We start from the raw sequence: 20093 nt of genomic DNA, 5'->3' as shown, positions 1-20093 counted from the left end.
TGGATCACTCCCCGGCGCGCAGCCAGGCGGCGGCGCGCTCCGCGATCATCAGCGTGGGCGAATTCGTGTTCCCGCTGGTGATCGTCGGCATGACGCTCGCGTCGATGACCCGCAGGCCGGCGACGCCCCGCACACGCAGGCGGCTGTCGACGACGGCGGCCGGGTCGTCCGCCCGGCCCATGCGGCAGGTGCCGACCGGATGGAAGATGGTCGTCGCGATGTCGCCGGCCAGGCGGGCCAGTTCCTCGTCGGTCTGGAACTCGACACCGGGCTTGTGCTCGCGCGGCCGATAACGCGACAGCGCCGGCTGCTCGACGATGCGTCGCGTCAGCCGCAGGCTGCGTGCGGCGATCTCGCGATCCTCGGCGGTGCTGAGATAGTTGGGCGCGATCAGCGGCGCGTCGGCCGCGTCCGGGCTGCGGATCGCCACCGTGCCCCGGCTGGTCGGATTCAGGTTGCAGACGCTGGCCGTGAACGCGTTGAACGCGTGCAGCGGCTCGCCGAACGCGTCGAGCGACAAGGGCTGCACGTGGTACTGCAGGTCGGGCCAGTCCTTGTCCAGCCCACTCTTCGCGAACGCGCCGAGCTGCGACGGCGCCATGCTCATCGGGCCGGTGCGGCGCAGCGCGTACTCGAGTCCGATGCGCGCCTTGCCGAACCAGCTCGACGCCAAGGTGTTGAGCGTGCTGACGCCGTCGACCTGGAAGACCGCGCGGATCTGCAGGTGGTCCTGCAGGTTGGCGCCGACGCAGGGCAGATCCTTCACGACCTCGATGCCGTGCTGTTGCAGCAGCGCCGCCGGCCCGAGGCCCGACAGCTGCAGCAGCTGCGGCGAACCGATCGCACCCGTCGCGAGCAGCACCTCGCCGCCGGGGTTCAGGCGGACCGTCTCCAGCCCGTGAGGCGTGCGCACGAGCACGCCGTCGCACCGGACCTCGCCGTCGGCCTGCTCGAACAGCAGCCGCTGCGCATGCGCGCCGGTCCACATCTCGAAGTTGGGGCGCCGGTAGCAGGCCGGGCGCAGGAAGGCCTTCGCCGTGTTCCAGCGCCAGCCGTTGCGCTGGTTGACCTCGAAGTAGCCCACGCCCTCGTTGTTGCCGCGATTGAAGTCGGGCGTCGCGGGAATGCCGGCCTCCTGCGCCGCCGCCGCGAACGCGTCCAGCACCGCCCAGCGCAGGCGCTGCTTCTCCACGCGCCACTCCCCGCCGTGCCCGTGCATCGCGGGGTCGAAACCGGTAGGCCGTTCGGCGCCCTCGTCCAGGCGCCAGTGGTCTTCATGCTCGCGGAAGTAGGGCAGCACCGCGTCCCAGCGCCACGCGTCGTCGCCGGCCGCTTCGGCCCAGCCGTCGTAGTCGCGGGTCTGGCCCCGCATGTAGATCATGCCGTTGATGCTCGAGCACCCGCCCAGCACCTTGCCGCGCGGATAACGCAGGCTGCGCCCGTTCAGGCCCGCGTCGGGCTCCGTCTTGAACAGCCAGTCCGTGCGCGGATTGCCGATGCAATACAGGTAGCCGACGGGGATGTGGATCCAGTGGTAGTCGTCGCGGCCGCCGGCCTCCAGCAGCAGCACGCGCTTGGAGGTGTCCGCGCTGAGGCGGTTGGCCAGCAGGCAGCCGGCGGTGCCGGCGCCCACGATGATGAAGTCGAAGCGGCCCGAGCCGGTTTCGGGCGCCGCTTCGCGGTCCTTGCTTGCGTTGTCTCCGCCCATGTCTCTCTTGTCGTGATGGGTCTGTGAAGACCCATGCTGACCGAGGCACGGGCGGCCGGCAAGCACGTTGTCACCAAGAGCCGATGGGCTCTTCTTCCGGGCGCTCCGCAGTGCGCCCGTTCAGCGCGTACCAGTCGATGCGTCGCGTCAGCATCATCACCGCCGCCAGCACCGCGAAGAGCAGCGAGGCGCCGACCACCAGCGAGGCCTTCTCCAGGTTGAGCAGGATGAACAGCGCGCCGTAGAGCACCGCCACCAGCGCGCCGAAGCCCAGGCCGCGCAGCGCCGTGCCGAGCATGGCCGCGCCGTAGAAGGTCAGCAGTCCGATCGCCGCGCCCGCCGCCAACGCATAGGACAGCGCGAAGCTCAGGTGTTCCGACAGGCTGAGCAGCAGCAGGAAGAACAGCGTCATCGCGAGACCGACCAGCAGGTACTGCACCGGATGCACGCGGCGGCGGGACAGCAGTTCCAGCAGGCCGACGCTGACGAAGGTGAGCACGATGAACATCAGGCCGTACTTGATGGCGCGGTCGCTCATCACGTACGGATTGACCGGGTCGATCATCGAGAACGCCAGCGTGTCGGCCACGACGCCCGAGGCGCGCTCGCGCCCGGGCACCGGGTTCGGCGCATAGGCGCGACCGGCATCGGGGTCGCGCTCGACACCGGGCAGCGAGAACCCGGCGAGGAGGTCACGCGGTGCCGTCGTGGCGAGCTCGGTGACCTGCCACTGCGCCTCGAAGCCGCGCTCGCTGATGGTCTTGGACATCGGGAGGAAACGTCCGCCGAAGCTCGGATGCGGCCAGTTCGAGCGCAGCTTGACCTGCGTCACCGAGGCGGCCGGCACGATGCCGAAATCTGTCATTCCCACCAGGTTGATCGCGAACGACAAGGTCAGCGGCTGGTCGACCGCCTGGTCCGGAAGCGACGCGTGGAACCCGTGCGAGTAGCTGTCGTGACGGGTACCGGGCCGGACTTGCAGGGTCTGGGCGCCGCGCTTGACGCTCACGGCGCGCAGCCCCCGGGCGTCGCTGACGGCGAACATCACGCGCGGGTCCTCGCAGTCCACCTTGCCCTTGTGTTCCGCCACCGGCGTCAGCGCACCGAGCGAGGCCCATTGCGCCTGCAGCGTCACTTCGCCGGCGTAGCCGTTCACCTTGAACAGGCCGCGCTCGCGCTGCTCCTGATTCAGCGCACCGTCGACCTTCAGTTCGGTCGGAACCGCCGAGAGCACGAAGTCGCGCCGCTCCGGGGTCTTCGTGAGGTCCTTGCCGGTGCCGCTGACGGACTCCCACTCCTCCGTGCAGCTGCGTTGCACCATCGGGCCGAGCAGGACCTGAGGTCCCGCCTGGGCTGCGGCAACGCTGGCTTCGGCATCGCGCTGGCGATTCTGGCGCTCGTCGACCAGCCAGCCGATCCGCATCAGCACCACCAGCAGCAACAGCGTCACGCCGCCCAGGATCACCAGCTTCCACCACAGCGCCTTCTTCTGCATCGTCCTTCTCCTTGCCCATCGGCAGTCCACGGAAGGCGGCAGTCTCGGCAGCGGCGGTGAGTTCAGGACGAAGTTTGTGAAGCGGCCGTGAAGAGCGGGAAGGCGAGCCGCACCCGCAGTCCCGGCTCGGCCGGTTCGAAGCGCAATTCGCCGCGGTGCAGGCCGGCGATCTGGCGCACGATCGCCAGGCCCAGGCCGGAGCCCTTGCGCAGGCTGCCGGGCCGGGCGGTCGAGAAGAAACGCTCGCCCAGTTGCGCGAACGCGCCCGCCGGCACGCCGGGGCCGTGATCGCGCAGTTCAAAGAAGGCGTGAGCGCCGTGTGCATCGCTCGCGGGTTCGATGCCGACCTGCAGCGCCAGCTCCGAGCCCGCCGGCGCGAAGTCGATCGCGTTCGTCAGCAGGTTGCTGATGGCCAGCGCCAGCATCTCGGCGTCGGCCAGCAGCTCCACCGCGTCGCGGCGCAGCCAGCGCACCGCCAGCCCCTGCTGCGCGAGCCGGTCGCCCAACTGGGCCAGCGCCTCGTCGACCGCGCCGACCAGCGCCACCGGACGGGGACGCTCCGGTCCGCGCCGCAGTTCCAGCGTGGACAACGCGAGCAGGCGTTCGACCAGCTCCGTCATGCGCTCGCTCTGGGCGACCACCTGCGCGGCGAAGCGCTGCCGGTCGGCGACGGGCAGGTCGTCCTGCAGCAGTTCGCCGGCGCCGCGCAGCGCCGCCAGCGGGCTCTTCAGTTCATGCGTCAACGCCCGTGCCATGTGCTCCAGGTGCTCCCGCCCGTCCAGGCGCTCGCGCATCGCGTCCATGGCCTGGGCCAGATCGCCGAGTTCGCCGGGCACCTTCGGCGGCGGCTGGCGCTGCCCGAGCTGGACCTCCTGCGCGTAACGCCGCAGCCGCCGCACGGTGAGGATCATCCACGCGGTCACGGCCACCCCGACGGCCAGTGAAACGGCCAGCAGGCCGAGGCCCGCGATCCAGATGCGGCGCTCGGCGCGGTAGATGATCTGCTGGACGGCGGCCGCCGGCTTGGCGACCGTCACGACGCCGATCGTGCGTCCGTCCACGAGCACCGGCGCCGCGACGTGCATGACCGGGCTGCCCTGCGCGTCCTTGCCGTTGCCCAGGTCGGCGGCATGGCCGTAAGGCCTCAGCCGCTCGGGGGTCGAGCGCGCGCCGTACTCGCCCCGCAGCGTGCGGGCCACGTCGTTCCAGGCCGAGAAGTCCTCGCCCACCGCCGGCACCGGGCTGGTGTCGAGCACGACGCGTCCGGTCGCGTCCGTCACGTAGATCCGGAAATCCAGCGTGCGTTTGCGGGTCGTGAGGATGAGCGCATCGACGGGACGTTGCGCATAGTCGTGCACCCGTTGCGCGAAGCGCGTGCCGGCGAGGGTGCCGCCCGGCGGCATCGCGGCGAGCTCGTCGCGCGCCAGCGCGGCCACCAGGTTGGCGGTGTCGACCATCATGTCCTCCATCACCTCGCGCACGCTGGGCTTGAACTCGCCCAGCACCACGCGCAGCAGGATGAAGGCGCTCAGCCCCGCCACCAGGAAGAAGCCGAGGAACAGGCGCAGGCCGAGGCGCATCCGCCGTCACTCCAGCGAATAACCCATGCCGCGGTGCGTGCGGATCGGGTCGAGGTCGGGCCGCACCTGGCGCAGCTTGGCGCGCAGGGTCTTGATGTGGGTGTCCACGGTGCGGTCGCCGCTGTCGGCGTCCATGCCCCAGACGGCGTCGAGCAGGCTGTCCCGGCTGTGGATGCGTCCGGGCGCCTTCAGCAGCCGCAGCATCAGGCCGAGCTCGCGGCGCGTGAGCGGCAGCAGTTCGCCATGGAAGCGCACGCGGGAGCCCTCGGCCTCGACGACGAAGCCCGCGACAGCCGGCGGCGCAGGCTCCGTCGGCGCCTGGGCGCGGCGCAGGAGCGCCCGCACCCGCGCGACCAGTTCCCGGTTACTGAAGGGTTTGGCGAGGTAGTCGTCGGCGCCCAGCTCCAGGCCCAGCACCTTGTCGCCCTCCTCGCTGCGGGCGCTGAGCACCAGCACCGGCAGGCGCGCCAGTAGGCCCTGGCGCAACTCGCGGCACAGGTCCAGGCCGTTGCCGTCCGGCAGGCCGACGTCGAGGATCGCCAGATCCGGCGCGTTCGCGGCCAGCGCGCTGCGCGCCTCGTGCAGCCAGCCGCAGGCGCGGACCCGGTAGCCCTCGCGCTCCAGCACGAAGCAGACGGTCTGGGCGATCGCGGGATCGTCCTCCAGCAGGAGGACCTGGCCAGCGAACGGGGCAGGCGATGGCGCGGACGACATGGGAGACATGGGAGACGTGGCGGCGGAAGACGTGCTCATGTCCGCGATCATCGCGGAGTTGCGCCGGATTTCCCTTCGGCCAGCCTGCGGAGGTAACGCAAGCCTTCGGCCGCGCGCGGGCCGTACCAGCTGACCAGTTCGCCGTCGACCAGCCGCACCCGGGCGTTCGGGCAGAGCGCCTGCGCTTCGGCCAGATGCGCCTCGCCGAAGCGGTAGGGCTCCGAGCTGAGGAGCAGCTCGTCGATCTCCGCCAGCCAGGCTTCCTCACCGGTCACGACCGGGTAACGCGCCGCGCCGTGCGGACCGCCGTCGACCGGCGGCCAGGTGTGCCAGCCGACTTCGCCGAGCATGCGCGCGATGTAGGTGTCCCGCGCCACCGTCATCCAGGGGGCGCGCCAGATCAGGTAAAGCACGCGGCGGCCGGTGTGTTCGGTCGGGTGCCCGGCGAGGAACGAGCGGCAGGCGGCCAGTTCCTCCCGCAAGGCGGCGGCGAGGCGTCCGGCCCGGTCACGAAGATCGGGGACATCCGGCAGCGCCCCTTCGAGGTAGGAAATTCCGCCCATCGACGCCACTTTTCTGCCGGCGAGTTCAGACCTGACCCCCAGTTCGGCGGCAAAAACCTCCACCATCTCGACGATCTGCGCGATCAAGCGGAGGTTGTCTTCCGGCCCACACGGATGCGTCACCACCAAATGGGGGATGAAAGCGCGCAGCGCCTCCACCGTCTCCAGCCGGTTCTCGTCCACGTTGACCACCACATGGGTGGGGGCCAGCGCACGCAACTTGGGGAGGTTGACGTCCTTCGTCCCACCGATCTTTGATATTGCTGACACCGCCGGCGCGGGGTGAATGCAAAAACCGGTTCGGCCGACGATCCACGGCCCCAATCCGAGTGCGAACAGCAGTTCCGTCACCGAGGGGACGAGCGAGACGATGCGCATCCGCGGTGCGGCGGGGACTTCGTCCGGAAGGGGGAGCGGGGGGGCGATGGGCGACACGTTGTGCGATTTCAGCGGCTGGCAACCGCATAGTGGAAAACACTAGGCGTGAATGGAGGGAGTCAGGAACCTGATTTGCCCCACCAAGAGGCCGGAGGCGGGGATTGTTGAGCGCTTCCGACACTGCTCGGGGTTTGTGCGCATAAGCTGAAAAACAACAACCAGCTTGACGCGTTGCGAACCGCCAATCCTGTCACACATAATCGGATCGCCTGAATGCAGCGCCTTCGTATGAGTGGTTCACGATGGGTTGAAGCAGCACATTGGGTTATTTGGTTTTGAAAGGGCTTCCCCCATGGGAAACAAGCTATACGTGGGCAACCTCGCTTACAGCGTGCGAGATGAGTCGCTCCAGGAGGCATTCGCGCCATTCGGCACCGTCATTTCCGCCAAGGTGATGATGGATCGTGAGACCGGACGTTCCAAGGGCTTCGGCTTCGTGGAAATGTCGACGGACGATGAAGCGCAGGCTGCCATCAACGGCATGAACGGTCAGGCCCTCGACGGCCGCGCGATCGTCGTCAACGTGGCTCGTCCGCGTGAAGACCGTCCGGGCGGCGGTGGCGGCTTCGGCGGCGGCGGTGGCCGCAGCGGTGGTGGCGGCTTCGGCGGCGGCGGTGGCCGCAGCGGTGGCGGCGGCTACGGCGGTGGTGGTGGCGGCGGCTACGGTGGTGGCGGCGGCGGTGGTCGCAGTGGCGGCGGCGGCGGTTACGGCGGTGGCCGTAGCGGCGGCGGCGGTTACGGCGGCGGCGGCGGTGGCGGCTACGGTGGTGGCGGCGGCGGCAGCTACGGCGGCGGTCGCGGCGGCTACTGAGCCACGCACGGCAGGCGGGTTCATCCCGCCTCGCAATGAGAAAGGCGCTCCTCGGAGCGCCTTTTTCTTTGATCGATCAACATCCTGCCCGCGGGCCCGGCAAGCGCCGGCAGAGCTCGCAGCGCCAGCAGTGCCAGGGTCTTGTCTTGCCCCCTCTCCCGCTTGCGGGAGAGGGTGGGGGTGAGGGCCAGCAGCCGTGGCAGTGAAGCGGCGTCAGCTCTCGCCCTGACGATGCTTGCGCGGCCGTCCCGCCAGCAGGCGGTCGAAGACCGCGCCTGGCAGCAGCCGCATGAGGCGCGCCACGACGCCCATCTGCCACGGGATGAACCGCACCCGCGCGCCCGCCTCGATCGCGCCGTAGGCCTTGCGCGCGAAGTCCTCCGGCTGCATCAGGAAGGGCATCCCGTAGCGGTTCTCGCGCGTCAGCGGGGTATCGACATACCCCGGCGCGATCGTCACGACCTTCACGCCATCGGGCCGACATTCCCCCCGCAGGCTCTCGCAATAACTGAACACGGCGGCCTTGCTGGAACAGTAAGCGCCATGTCCCGGCAGGCCGCGGATACCCGCGACGCTGGCGATGCCCACCAGCGTGCCGCTGCGGCGCGCGCGCATCGCGCTGATGAAGGGGTGGAAGGTCGCGGCCAGGCCGATGTTGTTGGTGGCGTAGAGGCGCTGCATCACGGCGAGGTCCTCGTAGATCGCCGTGTCCATGCCGATGCTGATGCCGGCGTTGGCGATCACGACGTCGGGCAGGCCCTGCTCGGCGATGCAGCGGCGGCCTGTCGCCGCGATGGCCTCGACGTCGCTGACGTCGGCCCGGTACACGCGCCAGCGCGACGGGGTCAGCTGTTGCTGCTCGGCCCAGGCGCTCAACTCCTCGACGCGGCGCGCGACGAGCGCCAGGTTCCAGCCTTCGCGGTAGTACTGCAGCGCGAGCGCCTGACCGATGCCGCTGGAGGCACCGGTGATGTAGACAAGTCGGTTCATGGCTTGCGAGCGGCGGCGGTGGCGGCGGAGGCCGCAGTTCCCGGCTTGGCGGCCGCCTGTGCGCCGGCCTGTGCACCGGCTTTTGCGCCGGCCTTGGCGGGCTTCAGCGACGGACGCACGCCGGGCTTCGCGGCGAAGGTCGCACGACCGCCGCCGCTGAAGGTCAGACGACCGGTCACCTGGTCGTAGACGAAGCTCTTGACCTGCATCTCGCCGCCCATGCCGACGACCCGCGCCGGCAGGTGGGAGCGGATCTGCTGCTGCGGCACGAAGGCATGCAGGAACTCGCCGTAGAGCTCCAGGTCGGGCGGCTGCGAGGTATCGCCGTCGGGGAAGCGCTTGACCTTCACGTCGCCGAGCAGTTGCACCTCGCTGCCGTCGCCGTTGGACACGCCGCGCTGCGCGTCCGCGACCAGCAGTTCGTCCAGCTTGCCGTAGGCACGCAGCTGCGGGCTGTCGATCTCCAGCGTGTCGTTGTCGGGGTAGTGGCGCATCTCGGTGCCGATGATCCGGCCGGTGAGCCGGCCGTCGCTGCTGAAGCGCTGCACCTCGAAGCCGTTCATCCGGTAGTCCGGCTCATGCTTGGGTGCGGCCTTCTCGCGCGGGGCCTCGAGCTGCGGCGTGTTCTTGATGAGCCACCAGGTGAAGCCGGCCAGCATCGCCATCAGCAGCAGCGGCACATAGTTGGCCAGCATCGACTGCAGGCGCCCCAGCAAGGGCTGGGCGCGGCGGCGCGGCGCGGTCGGCGGCGGAACCAGCGCCGCCATCAGTGACCGCTCCCGTCCAGCGTCTCGAGGTGACCGTGCAGCAGCCGCGCGTACTGGCCGGCCGCCATCAGCAGCAGGTCGCAGAACTCGCGCGCGGCGCCGTGGCCGCCGGCGGCGGCGGTGACATGGTGCGCGACCGCCTTGACCTCGGCATGGGCCTGGGCCGGCGCGCAGGCGAAGCCCGCGCGCACCATCAGCGGCAGGTCGGGCCAGTCGTCGCCGATCGCGGCGACCTCGTCCCACTGCAGGCCCAGCTGATCGAGCAGCGGCTGCGCCGCGGCGAGCTTGTTCTTCGCACCGTAGACGGCGTGCGGCAGGCCCAGATCGGCGACCCGGCGACGCACCGCCGGCGAGTCCCGTCCGGTGATCACGATCGGCACGATGCCGCCCTGCGCCAGCAGCTTCATGCCGTGACCGTCCAGCGTCGCGAACGCCTTGATCGTCTCGCCCGCTTCGCTCAGGTAGATGCGGCCGTCGGTCAGCACGCCGTCCACATCGAAGATCGCGGCCTTGAGGCCGAGCGCCGGACCCTGCGCCTTCAGCAGCAGCTCGGGCGGGAAGGACAGCGCGGGCTTGAGTTCACGCACCACCGCCGGCATCGCCGCCGCCGGGTTGCCCGGGGTATAGGAAGGCGTGCCGCTCATCAGATCACCTTCGCGCGCATCAGGTCGTTGATGCTGATCGCGCCGACCAGCCGCTGTTCGTCGTCGACCGCCAGGACCAGCGTGATCCGGGCCTGCTCCATCAGGTCGGCCGCGACCACGGCCAGCGCGTCGGCGGCGACCGTGCGCGGATTTGGATGCATCACCTGTCCGGCGGTCAGGCCGCGCAGGTCGGTGCCGCGTTCGATCAGGCGGCGCAGGTCGCCGTCCGTGAAGATGCCGCCGACCTTGCCGTCGGCATCGGCCAGCACGGCGCAGCCCAGGCCCTTGTCGGACATCACCCGCATCATCTCCAGCAGCGGCAGCTCGGCGGTGACGCGCGGCAGCGAGTCGCCGCTGCGCATCAGGTCGCGCACGTGCGTCAGCAGGCGGCGGCCGAGCGAGCCGCCCGGATGCGAGCGGGCGAAGTCCTCGGCGCGGAAGCCGCGGGCGTCGAGCAGCGCCACGGCCAGCGCGTCGCCGAGGGCGATCTGGGCGGTGGTGCTGGCGGTCGGCGCCAGGTTCAGCGGACAGGCTTCCTGCTCGACGCGCGAATCCAGCACGAAGTCCGAATGCTTGGCCAGCGACGACGACAGGCCGCCCGTCATGCCGATCAGCGTGACGCCCAGGCGCTTGAGCACCGGGATGATGGCGTTGAGCTCGTCGCTCTCGCCGGAATTGGACAGCGCCAGCACGATGTCGCCGGGCGTGACCATGCCGAGGTCGCCGTGGCTGGCTTCGCCGGGATGGACGAAGAACGCGGGCGTGCCGGTGGACGCCAGCGTGGCGGCGATCTTGCGGCCGACGTGGCCGCTCTTGCCCATGCCCATCACGACGACGCGACCGGCGCTGTCGAGGATCGTCCGCACGACCTGCTCGAACGAATCGCCCAGGCGCGGACCGAGCGCCAGCAGCGCGTCGGCCTCGACTTTCAAGGCCGCGCGGGCCACGTCGAGCGCGCGGGAATGGGTGAGGGCGGCATGGGTCGTCATAAGGGCGAAAGTGTAGCCGCCGGGGTCGCTTCAGTCCGGCGCCGGCCCCAGCCGCATCGCCACGCCGAAGCCCCCGTCCACGGGGGGCAGGCGCAGGTCGCCGCCATGGGCGCGCGCCACCAGGTCGGCCATCATGAGTCCCAGTCCCATGCGGCCTTCGTACTGCTGGCGCTCCAGCGCGTCGTTGAGGTCCACGCGCTGCCAGTCGGCCGTGCCCTCGCCGTTGTCGGTGAGCGCCAGCAGGAGGCCGCCGTCGGGCTGCCGATGCAGGCGCAGCTGGACCTGCGAGGCGCCGTGCCGCCACGCGTTGTCGATCAGGTTGATCAACGCGGCGGCCAGCAGATCGGGATCGGCGTCGATGCCGGTGTCGTCCTCCGGCAGGTCCAGCGCGAGACCGTCCGGCAGCGGCAGCAGCGACAGCAGTTCGTTCAGGTCCAGGCGCTGCCAGCGCAGGCTCATGCCGGTGCGGAACAGCGTCAGCAACGCGGTCACGACCCGTCGCAGGCGGTCGGCCGCCTCGCGGGTGCGCTGCAGCCGGGCGCGCGATTCGGGCGGCGCCTCGCGCAGCGCCATCGCGAGCTGCGCATCCATGCCCGCGAGCGGCGTGCGCAGCGCATGCGCCGCATGGGCGCTGAAGGCGCGCTCGTTGGCCACGCGCTGTGCCAGGCGTTGCCCGAGGTCGAGCACGGCGGCGCGGATCCCCGCAAGTTCCTGACGGTGCTGCTCGGGCAGCAGCTGCCGGGTATCGAGCGGGTCGTAGCCGGCGAGCGCGCTGGACAGCTCGGCCAGCGGGGCCAGTTCGGCCCGGGCGCGCCGGTTCATCCACATCATGCAGAGCCCGCCGACCAGCAAGGCGGAGAACGCGCTGGCGAGCCCGACGCGGCTGCGCACTTCCTTGCGCTCGGCGCTGGTCTGCGCCACCATCAGCCAGCCCGGTCCGGCCACCGTCGGCAGCGGGCGCACGTGGACGCGCCAGTCGTCGCCGTCGGTGCCGTCGTCCTGCCAGTCGCTGAAGCCGGGCGGCAGCTTCCACGCGTTCACCGGCGCCAGGGGCGAGCGGTGCAACAGCGCGCCGTCCGCCCCGACCAGTTGCCACGCGAAGTGGGTGCTGAGGTCGTCGTTGTCCGCGATCTCGGCCGGCATGGCGCTGCTCTGGCGCAGCAGCTGTCCCAGCACCTGCGAGGACGCCTGCAACGTCTCGTCGAGCAGCTCGTCCACCTCCTCCTGCACGACCAGCCAGACGCTGACGCCGGCCAGCAGCGCCCAGAAGGCGGAAATCAGCAGCAGCTGGCGCGCCAGGCGGCCGGCGATCGAGGGGCGGCGCGGGCCCGTGGGCGCGTTCACCTCCTCGTTTCCCTGCACATTCACGCGGCCTCCAGCCCGAGCCGGTAGCCCAGGCCGCGGACGGTCTCGATCAACTCGCGACCGAGCTTGCGCCGCAAGCTGGACACGTGGACCTCCAGCGCGTTGCTCACCACCTCGGCGTCGTCGCCGAGCACCTGCAGCTCGAGCTCGCGTTTCGGATACAGCCGCCCGCCGCGCTGCGCCAGCGCCTCGAGCACGGCCCATTCCCGGGCGGTCAGCTCGACCGCGTGGCCGTCACGCGCCGCGCGCTTGGCGGCAAGGTCGAGCACCACGTCGCCGTAGCGCCGCTGCGAACTGCTCGCGCCCACGTGGCGGCGGCTGACCGCGCGCAGCCGGGCGGCGAGCTCCTCCGGAGCGAAGGGTTTGACGAGGTAATCGTCGGCGCCGCTGTCCAGGCCCTGGAGGCGGTCGGCCAGCAGGTCGCGCGCGGTCAGCATCAGCGCCGGCGTCGACACGCCGCGCTGGCGCAGCCCGCGCAGCCAGTCCAGGCCGGAGCCGTCCGGCAGCTGCCAGTCGACCAGCAGCGCCTCGAATTCCTCGTGCTGCCGCGGCAGCACCTCGGACAGCCGGCGGGCCCAGGTCACCGCGTGGCCCTCGGCACCGAGGAAGTCGCGCAAGGCCTCGCCAAGGAGTTCGTCGTCTTCGAGCAGCAGCAGTCGCATGGCAGGGGCCTTCGGGCCGGATCGTCGAACCGGGAAGATAGCAGCCGTCGACAGGTCGCGCGAGCACCGCCGCCGATGTGCGAAGCGACCTGCGTCTTCAGCCGGCCTTCAGCTTGGCTTCAGGGCGACTTCAGCGCCGCGGCGCCCACTGCGCCCCGTGAAGCCGCATCCTCTGTCCTCCCTTCAGCTCGGCGCCGGTTCGACCGCGACGCCGGTCCTGTCGCCCGTCGGGGCGATGTCGCTCCCGGCGCTGCGGCGCGGCTGGCTCGTCGCGCTGGCGGGCCTGGCGGCGCTGATGCTCTGGGACCTGGCCGGGTGGGACCTCGCCGTCGTGCGGCTCTTCGCCGACGCGCATGGCTTCGCGCTGCGCGACCACTGGATGACCTCGGGCCTCCTGCACCAGGGCGGCCGCTGGATGGCCACGGGCCTGGTCGTGATGCTGCTGATCAACGCGGTCCGACCCCTGTGGCCCGGACTCACGCGGCGCGAACGCTGGGGCGCGGTCGCGCTGACGGCGGTCAGCCTGATCCTGATCCCGTTGATGAAGCAGGGCAGCACGACGAGCTGCCCCTGGGACCTCGCCGAGTTCGGCGGCGTCGCGCACTACGTGTCGCACTGGCGCTTCGGCCTGCGCGACGGCGGGCCGGGCCATTGCTTTCCCTCGGGACATGCGAGTTCCGCCTTCGCCTTCTTCAGCCTCTTCTTCATGCTGCGGCGCGCCTATCCGCGGCAGGCGCGGGTCGCGCTGGGCGCGGTGCTGACCATGGGCGTGACCTACGGCTTCGCGCAGATGGCGCGCGGCGCGCATTACCCGAGCCACACGATGTGGACCGGCTGGATCTGCTGGACGCTGGCCGTCGTCGCGGCGCCGTGGCTGCGAGCCCGTGACGCCGACGCGGGTACCTGACGGATTCATCGACCTGGGCATCGCGGCCTCCCAGAATCGGCGCTCCTGCAACCGACTCTGGAGAGATGCGATGGGCAAGAAGCTGCTGCTGCTGGCCGGCGATTACGTCGAGGACTACGAGCTGATGGTGCCGTTCCAGGCGCTGCAGGCGGTGGGACACCAGGTCCATGCGATCTGCCCCGGCAAGAAGGCCGGGGACTTCGTCCTGACGGCGATCCACGATTTCGAAGGCGCGCAGACCTATTCCGAGAAGCCGGGTCACCGCTTCACCTTGAACGCCAGTTTCGACGACATCAAGCCGGGGGATTACGACGCGCTCGTGATCCCGGGCGGCCGGGCGCCTGAGTACCTGCGCACGATGCCGGGCGTGCTGCCGCTGGTGCAGCACTTCTCGCAGGCCGACAAGCCCATCGCGGCGATCTGCCACGGTGCGCAGCTGCTGGCCGCGGCCGGCATCATCCGCGGCAGGAAGGTCTCGGCCTACCCGGCCTGTGCGGCGGAAGTCGAGCTGGCCGGCGCCAGCTACGCCGACATCCCGGTCGACCAGGCGGTCACCGACGGCAAGCTCGTCACCGCGCCGGCCTGGCCGGCGCATCCCGCCTGGATCGCGCAGTTCCTCGCGGTGCTCGGCACGAAGATCACGCACTGACGAAAAAAACGGGCGCCGAGGCGCCCGTTTCGTCGTAACCGCGAGAAACCGCGGGGAACCGCGAGACACCGCGGTCACTGGGTCAGGGGTACAGGCCGCGCTCTTCGCGCGCTTCCAGCACCCGCGTGCAGGCGACCGTGAAGGCCGCCGTGCGCAGCGGGATCTTGTGCTGTTCGGCCGTGTCCCAGATGCCCTTGAACGCGCCGACGAGGATCTTGTCCAGGCGGACGTTGATCTCGTCCTCGGTCCAGAAGAACGACGAGAAGTCCTGCACCCATTCGAAGTAGGACACGGTCACGCCGCCGGCATTGGCGATCACGTCGGGCACGACGATGATGCCGCGGTCCGCCAGCACGGCGTCGCCGTCCGGGGTGGTCGGGCCGTTCGCGCCCTCGATCACGACGCGGGTCTGCACGCGCTTGGCGCGTTCGCCGGTGATCTGGCCTTCCAGGGCGGCCGGGATCAGGATGTCCGACTTCACGTCCCAGAAGTTCTCGTTGTCGATGCGGTCCGCGCCCTTGAAGCCGCCCACGCCGCCCGTGCGGGCCAGGTGGTCCAGCAGGTCGGTCATGTCCAGGCCGTTCTCGTTCAGGATGGTGCCGGTGTGGTCCTGCACCGCGACGACGATGGCGCCGTTGGCGGCGAACATCTTGGCGGCCACGGAACCGACGTTGCCGAAGCCCTGCACGGCGACGCGCGCGCCTTCCAGGTTCACGTTCAGGCGGCGCATCGCTTCGCGGCCGACGACGAACACGCCGCGGCCGGTGGCGGCCACGCGGCCGAGCGAACCGCCCAGCGCGATCGGCTTGCCGGTGACGACGCCGGTGGCGGTCGCGCCGACGTTCATCGAGTACGTGTCCATCATCCAGGCCATGATCTGGCCGTTGGTGTTCACGTCAGGCGCGGGGATGTCCTGCGTCGGGCCGATGATCATGCCGATCTCGCTGGTGTAGCGGCGGGTGACCTTCTCCAGCTCCTTCATCGACAGCGTCTTCGGGTCCAGGCGGATGCCGCCCTTCGCGCCGCCGTACGGCAGGTTCACCGCGGCGTTCTTGACCGTCATCCAGGCGGAGAGCGCCATCACTTCTTCCAGCGTGACGTCCGGGTGGTAGCGCACGCCGCCCTTGCCGGGACCGCGGGTCAGGCTGTGCTGGACGCGATAGCCCTCGAAGTGGGCGATGGTGCCGTTGTCGAGTTCGATGGGGATGTCCACGATCAGCGCGCGCTTGGGGCGGCGCAGCGTTTCCACCCAGCGGGCCAGCTTGCCCAGGTAGGGCTCGACGGCGTCGATCTGGGACAGGTAGGTGCCCCAGGGACTGTTGCGCGTGGGGGAAACGAAAGACAGGTTGGGCATGAAATGCTCCGTAACTTTTCGGTGGCGCGAACGGTACCCCGAAGCCCTGCCCGTCCGCCACGTGCGGCAAAGCCGAGTGCACATGCGGGCATGCGCCCCATGCATAAGGCAGGTAGTTTGCGCCTGGGAAGTGACCAAAGCCAAGCCCCCGCGGACGGGGCGCGCCCCGCGCCGCGCACGCCGGGGTGTGTGTGGAATGCGACGGACGCCGGGCGGCGGGCGCCGACGACGCGCCGACTTGTCCCATCCGGGGCTGCCCGGGGGTGCGGCCCAGTACCATCGCCGCCATGCTCACCGCGCTGGACCTGACCCTCATCTATCTGATCGCCGCCGTGCTGGGCGTGGTGGTGTGCCGTTCGCTGAAGCTGCCCCCGATCCTGGGCTACCTGGTGGTGGGCGTGGTGATCGGTCCGAACGCGCTGGCGCTCGCCAGCGATGTGCCCGGCGTGCAGCACCTGGCCGAGTTCGGCGTGGTGTTCCTGATGTTCGTGATCGGCCTGGAATTCAACCTCCCCAAGCTGCACAGCATGCGGTCGATGGTGTTCGGGCTCGGGCTGCTGCAGGTGGTCGTGACCATCGGCGGGACAATGGCCGGCAACCTCTTCCTGCGCTGGCTGTTCGGGATGCTGGGCTGGGCCTGGGATCTGGGGTGGCAGGGCTCGCTGGCGCTCGGGGCGGCGATGGCGATGAGCTCGACGGCCATCGTCGTGAAGCTGATGTCCGAACGGCTGGAGATGGAAAGCGAACACGGCCGGCGCGTGATCGGCGTGCTGCTGTTCCAGGATCTGGCCGTCGTGCCGCTGCTGGTCCTGATCCCGGCGCTGGGCGGCAGCGGCGCCGAGATGATCGAATCGCTCGGCTGGGCCGCGCTGAAGGCGGTCGTGCTGCTGGTGCTGCTGCTGACCGGCGGCCAGCACCTGATGCGGCGCTGGCTGACGCTGGTGGCGCGGCGCAAGAGCCAGGAGCTCTTCATGCTGAACCTGCTGCTGGTCACGCTGGGCCTGGCCTGGCTGACCGAACACGCGGGGCTGTCGCTGGCGCTGGGCGCGTTCGTGGCCGGCATGCTGATCGCGGAGACGGAATACAAGCACCAGGTGGAGCTGGACATCCGGCCCTTCCACGACGTGCTGCTGGGGCTGTTCTTCATCACCATCGGCATGCGGCTGGACTGGCAGACGCTGGTCTTCCAATGGCCGCTGGTGATCATCCTGACGCTGGTGCCGACGCTGGCGAAGTTCGTGCTCGTGGCGGGGCTGGCCAAGCTGTTCCGCGCGCCGACAGGCGTCGCGCTGCGCACCGGCCTCTATCTGGCGCAGGCGGGGGAGTTCGGCTTCGTGCTGCTGACCCTGGGCGCCCAACAGAACCTGATCGCGGCGCAGTGGGTCAGCCCGGTGCTGGCGGCGATGGTGCTGTCGATGCTGTTGACGCCGATCATCATCGAGCACAGCAACCGCATCGTCATGAAGCTGTCGGCCAGCGACTGGCTGCTGCAGTCGGTGCAGCTGACGACGATCGCCAAGAAGTCGATCAAGACCGACGCCCACGTGATCATCTGCGGCTACGGCCGCAGCGGGCAGAACCTGGCGACGCTGCTGGAGACCGAGCACATCCCGTACATGGCGCTGGACCTGGACCCCGATCGCGTGCGGCAGGCAGCCGCGGCGGGCAAGAGCGTCGTGTTCGGCGACGCGGCGCGGCTGCCCAGCCTGATCGCCGCCGGCCTGACACGGGCGAGCGCGGTGGTCATCTCGTACCACGACACGGCGTCGGCGCTGAAGGTGCTGCACGAGGTCCGCGGGCACGCGCCGCATGTGCCGGTGGTGGTGCGCACGATCGACGATACCGACCTCGAGAAGCTGCGCGCCGCCGGCGCGACCGAGGTGGTGCCGGAAGCGATCGAGGGCTCGCTGATGCTCGCGAGCCACGCGCTCGCGCTCGTCGGCGTGCCGATGCGCCGGGTGCTGCGCATCGCGCGGGATGCGCGGGATCGTCGCTATGGGCTGCTGCGGGGCTACTTCCATGGCGCGGACGACGACACGTCCGAAGAGCGCGATCAGGCCCGACTCCAGTCCATCAGCTTGCCGATGGCCAGCATCCTCGAAGGACGCACGCTCGGGGAGATCGGGCTGGTGGCCTGGGGCGTCAGCGTGGTGTCGGTGCGCCGGCCCAACGGGGCGGTGAAGGACGCGAGCGACGACCTGGTGCTTCAGGGGGGCGACACGCTCGTCGTGTCCGGGACGCCCGAGGCGCTGGCGCGCGCTGAACACGGGTTGTTGGTGGGCTGAAGCCACGGCGCCGAGTCCGAGTTCGAGTCCGCGGTGGGCGCGGTCTGTGCACTCCCTCTCCCGCTTGCGGGAGAGGGAGTCATCGGGTCAGCGCGATGCCTCGATCGAACACTGTTAGGTTTCCTGTCATCGCAATCTGCGTCTCGCCGGTCGCCTCGGACATCACGGCCGGCATCAGCAGCCGCGAACCCTCGCGGCTCAGGTGGCCCTGGTCGCGGTAGAGCGGCACGCCGTCGCGCTCGACCTGGCACGTGGTGCCGTCGCACAGCAACGGCTCGAAACGCAGCACGGGCAGGCGCGCATCCGACTTCGCCAGATCGGCGATGAAGCGGTGTTCGGCCACGCGGCGGCGGGTGTCGTCGGTCTCGTCGATCATGCAGCCCGGCGTCGCGCCTATCGTCCAGCGACGCGCCTGGCGTCGCTCCAGGCATCCTGCGATGTCGAAGGGCGCCGAGGGCGGCGGCGCCACCACCATCACCCGCTTGCCCATCGCACGCAGCCGCTTCACGGTCTCGCTCATGTCGTCGAGCAGCGCGGCGCGCATCGCCGGCTCACCGCGCAGGCGTTCCCCGCCTCGCGTGCGCTGGAGCTCGTATTTCGCGTCATCCAGGTACTGCGTCAGCAGGCTCGACAGGACCACGGTGTCGATCTCGGGATGTCGCTCCAACCAGGCCAGCACCGACGCGTTGAAGGCTTGGCACTGTTCGATCCAGGGCGACGCGAAGCTGTTGCCGCGCCCGATCTCCGGCCGCACCGGCGTCAGGCCGGGGAACGGTCCGCACGAGGACTTCGTCGCCTGCGCCAGCCCCTGGTCGCTGGCCACGCGGACCAGTCCCGGCACCAGGTGCATCGCGTAGGAGTCGCCCCACACCAGCCACCTCGCGCCGCGCCGCGTCCGGCACTCCTCGCTGCCGTCGAAAGGGGCTTCGGCATCGCAGTTGGCCGACAGCCCATAGTTGGCCTTGCGCAGTTCAACGAAGTCGATCGAACCCGGCGCGGGCTTGTGCAGCGCCAAGGCAATGCCGCCAAGTGCGAGCAACACCGTGCCGGTTCCCAGGATCAGCGCGCCGCGTCGGCCCGTGAGCAGCGCCTTGGCCGGCCGCTCGACAGCGCGATGCAAGGCCCACGCCAGCGGAAATGCGAGCAGCACCGCGCCGAGGCGCCAGGCCATCAGCGCGTGCGGATCGGCCTTCAGTCCGACCCAGGCGTTGTGCAGGATCGCGATCAGCGGCCAGTGGACGAGGTACAGCGCATAGGACCAGTCGCCGATGCGGACCAGCGGCGCAGCCGCGCGCGGCAGGTTGGCGGGCTCGCGCAACAGCAGGACCAGCGTCGCGAGTCCGACGACCCACGCCGCCGGTCCGGGATGCGCGGTGCCGAACCACTGCGGCACGATCGGCACGACGAGGAGCAGGCCCCCTGCCGGCCATGCGAGCCATCGCAGCGCGCGCTGCGCGGATGCCGTGGCCGCCCCCGCACGCGGGCCACTCATCAATGCGCCGATCGATCCCAGACCCAGTTCCCACGCGCGGGTCGGCAGCAGGTAGAACGCGCCGCTGGCGTCGATCGGCTGCCACCAGAGCAGCAAGCCGAGGCTGGCCGCCGTGACGAGGACGGCGACGCCGGTGCGCAGGCGCGCCGGGCTGAAGAACAGAAGCGCCGGCAGCACGAGGTAGTACTGTTCCTCGAGTGCGAGCGACCAGAAATGCAGCAGCGGCTTGAGGTCGGAAGCCCCCTGGAAGTAGCCAGTCTGTTTCCACAGCACGAGGTTGTTGGCGAAGCCCAGCGCCCCGAGCAACTGGCCGACGAAGTCGATCTGCTCGCTGCGGTTGAGCGCCCACGGCGCCGCCAGCAGGGTCGCGCCGAGCACCACATACGCGGCCGGCAGCAGCCGTCGCGCGCGGCGCCCGTAGAACGCGCGGAAGGAGAAGTCGCCGCGCTGCAGCGCGCGCTGGATCAAGCCGGTGATCAGGTAGCCGGAGATGACGAAGAAGATGTCGACCCCGAGGTAGCCGCCCGACGCGCCCGGGACTTGCGCGTGATACAGCAGCACCCACAGCACGGCGATCGCGCGCAACACCTGGATGTCATCGCGCAGCGGGACTTCACCGGCTGCCTGCGAGCCGTGCGGGCGATGGAAGGGCGTCGGGAAAGGGCTTGTCACCAAGGCGT

17 protein-coding genes are annotated in these 20093 nt (G+C 70.3%); 4 read left to right on the top strand and 13 right to left on the bottom strand.

All coding sequences use genetic code 11. The annotated features are described in order from the left end of the window. Nucleotides 1–4 precede the first annotated feature (4 nt). The 5 genes from AC07O8_RS02865 to AC07O8_RS02845 form a co-directional block, all read right to left on the bottom strand. Complete coding sequence (locus tag AC07O8_RS02865) at nucleotides 5–1708, bottom strand: GMC family oxidoreductase (RefSeq protein WP_495046594.1); 1704 nt, start codon at nucleotides 1706–1708, stop codon at nucleotides 5–7. Between the two features lie 70 nt (nucleotides 1709–1778). Then, nucleotides 1779–3203 carry a cell envelope integrity protein CreD gene (gene creD, locus AC07O8_RS02860; protein WP_495046593.1) on the bottom strand — a complete coding sequence of 475 codons (1425 nt, stop codon included), beginning with the start codon at nucleotides 3201–3203 and terminating at the stop codon, nucleotides 1779–1781. A gap of 62 nt (nucleotides 3204–3265) precedes the next feature. After that, nucleotides 3266–4783: a two-component system sensor histidine kinase CreC gene (creC, locus tag AC07O8_RS02855; protein ID WP_495046592.1), complete on the bottom strand. Its 1518-nt coding sequence runs from the start codon at nucleotides 4781–4783 to the stop codon at nucleotides 3266–3268. A 6-nt stretch (nucleotides 4784–4789) separates the two neighbouring features. Then, nucleotides 4790–5506 (bottom strand): two-component system response regulator CreB, encoded by a 717-nt coding sequence (gene creB, locus AC07O8_RS02850; protein WP_495046968.1) that lies wholly within the window; start codon nucleotides 5504–5506, stop codon nucleotides 4790–4792. Between the two features lie 38 nt (nucleotides 5507–5544). Then, a complete protein-coding gene (locus AC07O8_RS02845; RefSeq protein ID WP_495046967.1) occupies nucleotides 5545–6438 on the bottom strand; it encodes a helical backbone metal receptor in 894 nt (297 codons plus the stop codon). 352 nt (nucleotides 6439–6790) lie between these two features. Between AC07O8_RS02845 and rbp the strand changes: the two genes are divergently transcribed. Continuing rightward, nucleotides 6791–7309 carry an RNA-binding regulator gene (rbp, locus tag AC07O8_RS02840; RefSeq protein ID WP_067280428.1) on the top strand — a complete coding sequence of 173 codons (519 nt, stop codon included), beginning with the start codon at nucleotides 6791–6793 and terminating at the stop codon, nucleotides 7307–7309. A 213-nt stretch (nucleotides 7310–7522) separates the two neighbouring features. Here the strand turns inward: rbp and AC07O8_RS02835 are convergent, their stop codons facing one another. From AC07O8_RS02835 to AC07O8_RS02810, 6 genes are read right to left on the bottom strand one after another with little or no spacing between them, the layout of a single operon-like run. Then, nucleotides 7523–8299: an SDR family oxidoreductase gene (locus AC07O8_RS02835; RefSeq protein ID WP_495046591.1), complete on the bottom strand. Its 777-nt coding sequence runs from the start codon at nucleotides 8297–8299 to the stop codon at nucleotides 7523–7525. Then, nucleotides 8296–9066, bottom strand: a complete 771-nt coding sequence (lptC, locus tag AC07O8_RS02830; RefSeq protein ID WP_495046590.1) for an LPS export ABC transporter periplasmic protein LptC — start codon at nucleotides 9064–9066, stop codon at nucleotides 8296–8298. The genes AC07O8_RS02835 and lptC overlap by 4 nt, the downstream gene beginning before the upstream one ends. Then, entirely contained in the window at nucleotides 9066–9665 is a 600-nt protein-coding gene (locus AC07O8_RS02825) for a KdsC family phosphatase (protein ID WP_495046966.1), read from the bottom strand. Before AC07O8_RS02825 ends, lptC begins: the two co-directional genes overlap by 1 nt. A 44-nt stretch (nucleotides 9666–9709) precedes the next feature. Further along, a complete protein-coding gene (locus AC07O8_RS02820; RefSeq protein WP_495046589.1) occupies nucleotides 9710–10699 on the bottom strand; it encodes a KpsF/GutQ family sugar-phosphate isomerase in 990 nt (329 codons plus the stop codon). Between the two features lie 30 nt (nucleotides 10700–10729). Beyond that, nucleotides 10730–12067 (bottom strand): sensor histidine kinase, encoded by a 1338-nt coding sequence (locus AC07O8_RS02815; protein WP_495046588.1) that lies wholly within the window; start codon nucleotides 12065–12067, stop codon nucleotides 10730–10732. Further along, nucleotides 12064–12726, bottom strand: coding sequence for a response regulator transcription factor (locus AC07O8_RS02810; protein WP_495046587.1), 663 nt, complete (start codon nucleotides 12724–12726; stop codon nucleotides 12064–12066). Before AC07O8_RS02810 ends, AC07O8_RS02815 begins: the two co-directional genes overlap by 4 nt. Nucleotides 12727–12883: 157 nt before the next feature. On the opposite strand from AC07O8_RS02810, the gene AC07O8_RS02805 reads away from it, so the two are divergent. Further along, nucleotides 12884–13633 (top strand): phosphatase PAP2 family protein, encoded by a 750-nt coding sequence (locus AC07O8_RS02805; protein ID WP_495046586.1) that lies wholly within the window; start codon nucleotides 12884–12886, stop codon nucleotides 13631–13633. Nucleotides 13634–13703: 70 nt separating this feature from the next. Next, complete coding sequence (locus AC07O8_RS02800) at nucleotides 13704–14282, top strand: DJ-1/PfpI family protein (protein ID WP_495046585.1); 579 nt, start codon at nucleotides 13704–13706, stop codon at nucleotides 14280–14282. Nucleotides 14283–14364: 82 nt separating this feature from the next. Here AC07O8_RS02800 and AC07O8_RS02795 read toward each other — a convergent pair whose 3' ends face one another. Then, on the bottom strand, nucleotides 14365–15636 hold the full coding sequence (locus tag AC07O8_RS02795; RefSeq protein WP_088408129.1) for a Glu/Leu/Phe/Val family dehydrogenase: 1272 nt from the start codon (nucleotides 15634–15636) through the stop codon (nucleotides 14365–14367). 287 nt (nucleotides 15637–15923) lie between these two features. Here AC07O8_RS02795 and AC07O8_RS02790 point away from each other — a divergent pair, with 287 nt between their 5' ends. After that, a complete protein-coding gene (locus tag AC07O8_RS02790) occupies nucleotides 15924–17921 on the top strand; it encodes a monovalent cation:proton antiporter family protein (RefSeq protein ID WP_495046584.1) in 1998 nt (665 codons plus the stop codon). Between the two features lie 79 nt (nucleotides 17922–18000). Here AC07O8_RS02790 and AC07O8_RS02785 read toward each other — a convergent pair whose 3' ends face one another. Beyond that, on the bottom strand, nucleotides 18001–20085 hold the full coding sequence (locus tag AC07O8_RS02785) for an acyltransferase family protein (RefSeq protein WP_495046583.1): 2085 nt from the start codon (nucleotides 20083–20085) through the stop codon (nucleotides 18001–18003). Between the last annotated feature and the right edge of the window lie 8 nt (nucleotides 20086–20093).

The organism is Roseateles sp. GW821-FHT09G09 (assembly GCF_059415965.1).
The sequence above is the reverse complement of the archived record's forward strand: the minus strand, read 5'-3'. Positions and strand labels throughout refer to the sequence as shown.

Bases quoted from the DNA above. Each gene is read 5' to 3' on its own strand.
- creB (WP_495046968.1), bottom strand. From the start codon at position 5,506: ATGTCTCCCATGTCGTCCGCGCCATCGCCTGCCCCGTTCGCTGGCCAG.
- AC07O8_RS02800 (WP_495046585.1), top strand. From the start codon at position 13,704: ATGGGCAAGAAGCTGCTGCTGCTGGCCGGCGATTACGTCGAGGACTAC.
- AC07O8_RS02845 (WP_495046967.1), bottom strand. From the start codon at position 6,438: ATGCGCATCGTCTCGCTCGTCCCCTCGGTGACGGAACTGCTGTTCGCA.
- AC07O8_RS02825 (WP_495046966.1), bottom strand. From the start codon at position 9,665: ATGCCGGCGGTGGTGCGTGAACTCAAGCCCGCGCTGTCCTTCCCGCCC.
- AC07O8_RS02790 (WP_495046584.1), top strand. From the start codon at position 15,924: ATGCTCACCGCGCTGGACCTGACCCTCATCTATCTGATCGCCGCCGTG.
- creC (WP_495046592.1), bottom strand. From the start codon at position 4,783: ATGCGCCTCGGCCTGCGCCTGTTCCTCGGCTTCTTCCTGGTGGCGGGG.
- AC07O8_RS02865 (WP_495046594.1), bottom strand. From the start codon at position 1,708: ATGGGCGGAGACAACGCAAGCAAGGACCGCGAAGCGGCGCCCGAAACC.
- AC07O8_RS02835 (WP_495046591.1), bottom strand. From the start codon at position 8,299: ATGAACCGACTTGTCTACATCACCGGTGCCTCCAGCGGCATCGGTCAG.
- rbp (WP_067280428.1), top strand. From the start codon at position 6,791: ATGGGAAACAAGCTATACGTGGGCAACCTCGCTTACAGCGTGCGAGAT.
- AC07O8_RS02810 (WP_495046587.1), bottom strand. From the start codon at position 12,726: ATGCGACTGCTGCTGCTCGAAGACGACGAACTCCTTGGCGAGGCCTTG.
- AC07O8_RS02795 (WP_088408129.1), bottom strand. From the start codon at position 15,636: ATGCCCAACCTGTCTTTCGTTTCCCCCACGCGCAACAGTCCCTGGGGC.
- lptC (WP_495046590.1), bottom strand. From the start codon at position 9,066: ATGGCGGCGCTGGTTCCGCCGCCGACCGCGCCGCGCCGCCGCGCCCAG.
- creD (WP_495046593.1), bottom strand. From the start codon at position 3,203: ATGCAGAAGAAGGCGCTGTGGTGGAAGCTGGTGATCCTGGGCGGCGTG.
- AC07O8_RS02820 (WP_495046589.1), bottom strand. From the start codon at position 10,699: ATGACGACCCATGCCGCCCTCACCCATTCCCGCGCGCTCGACGTGGCC.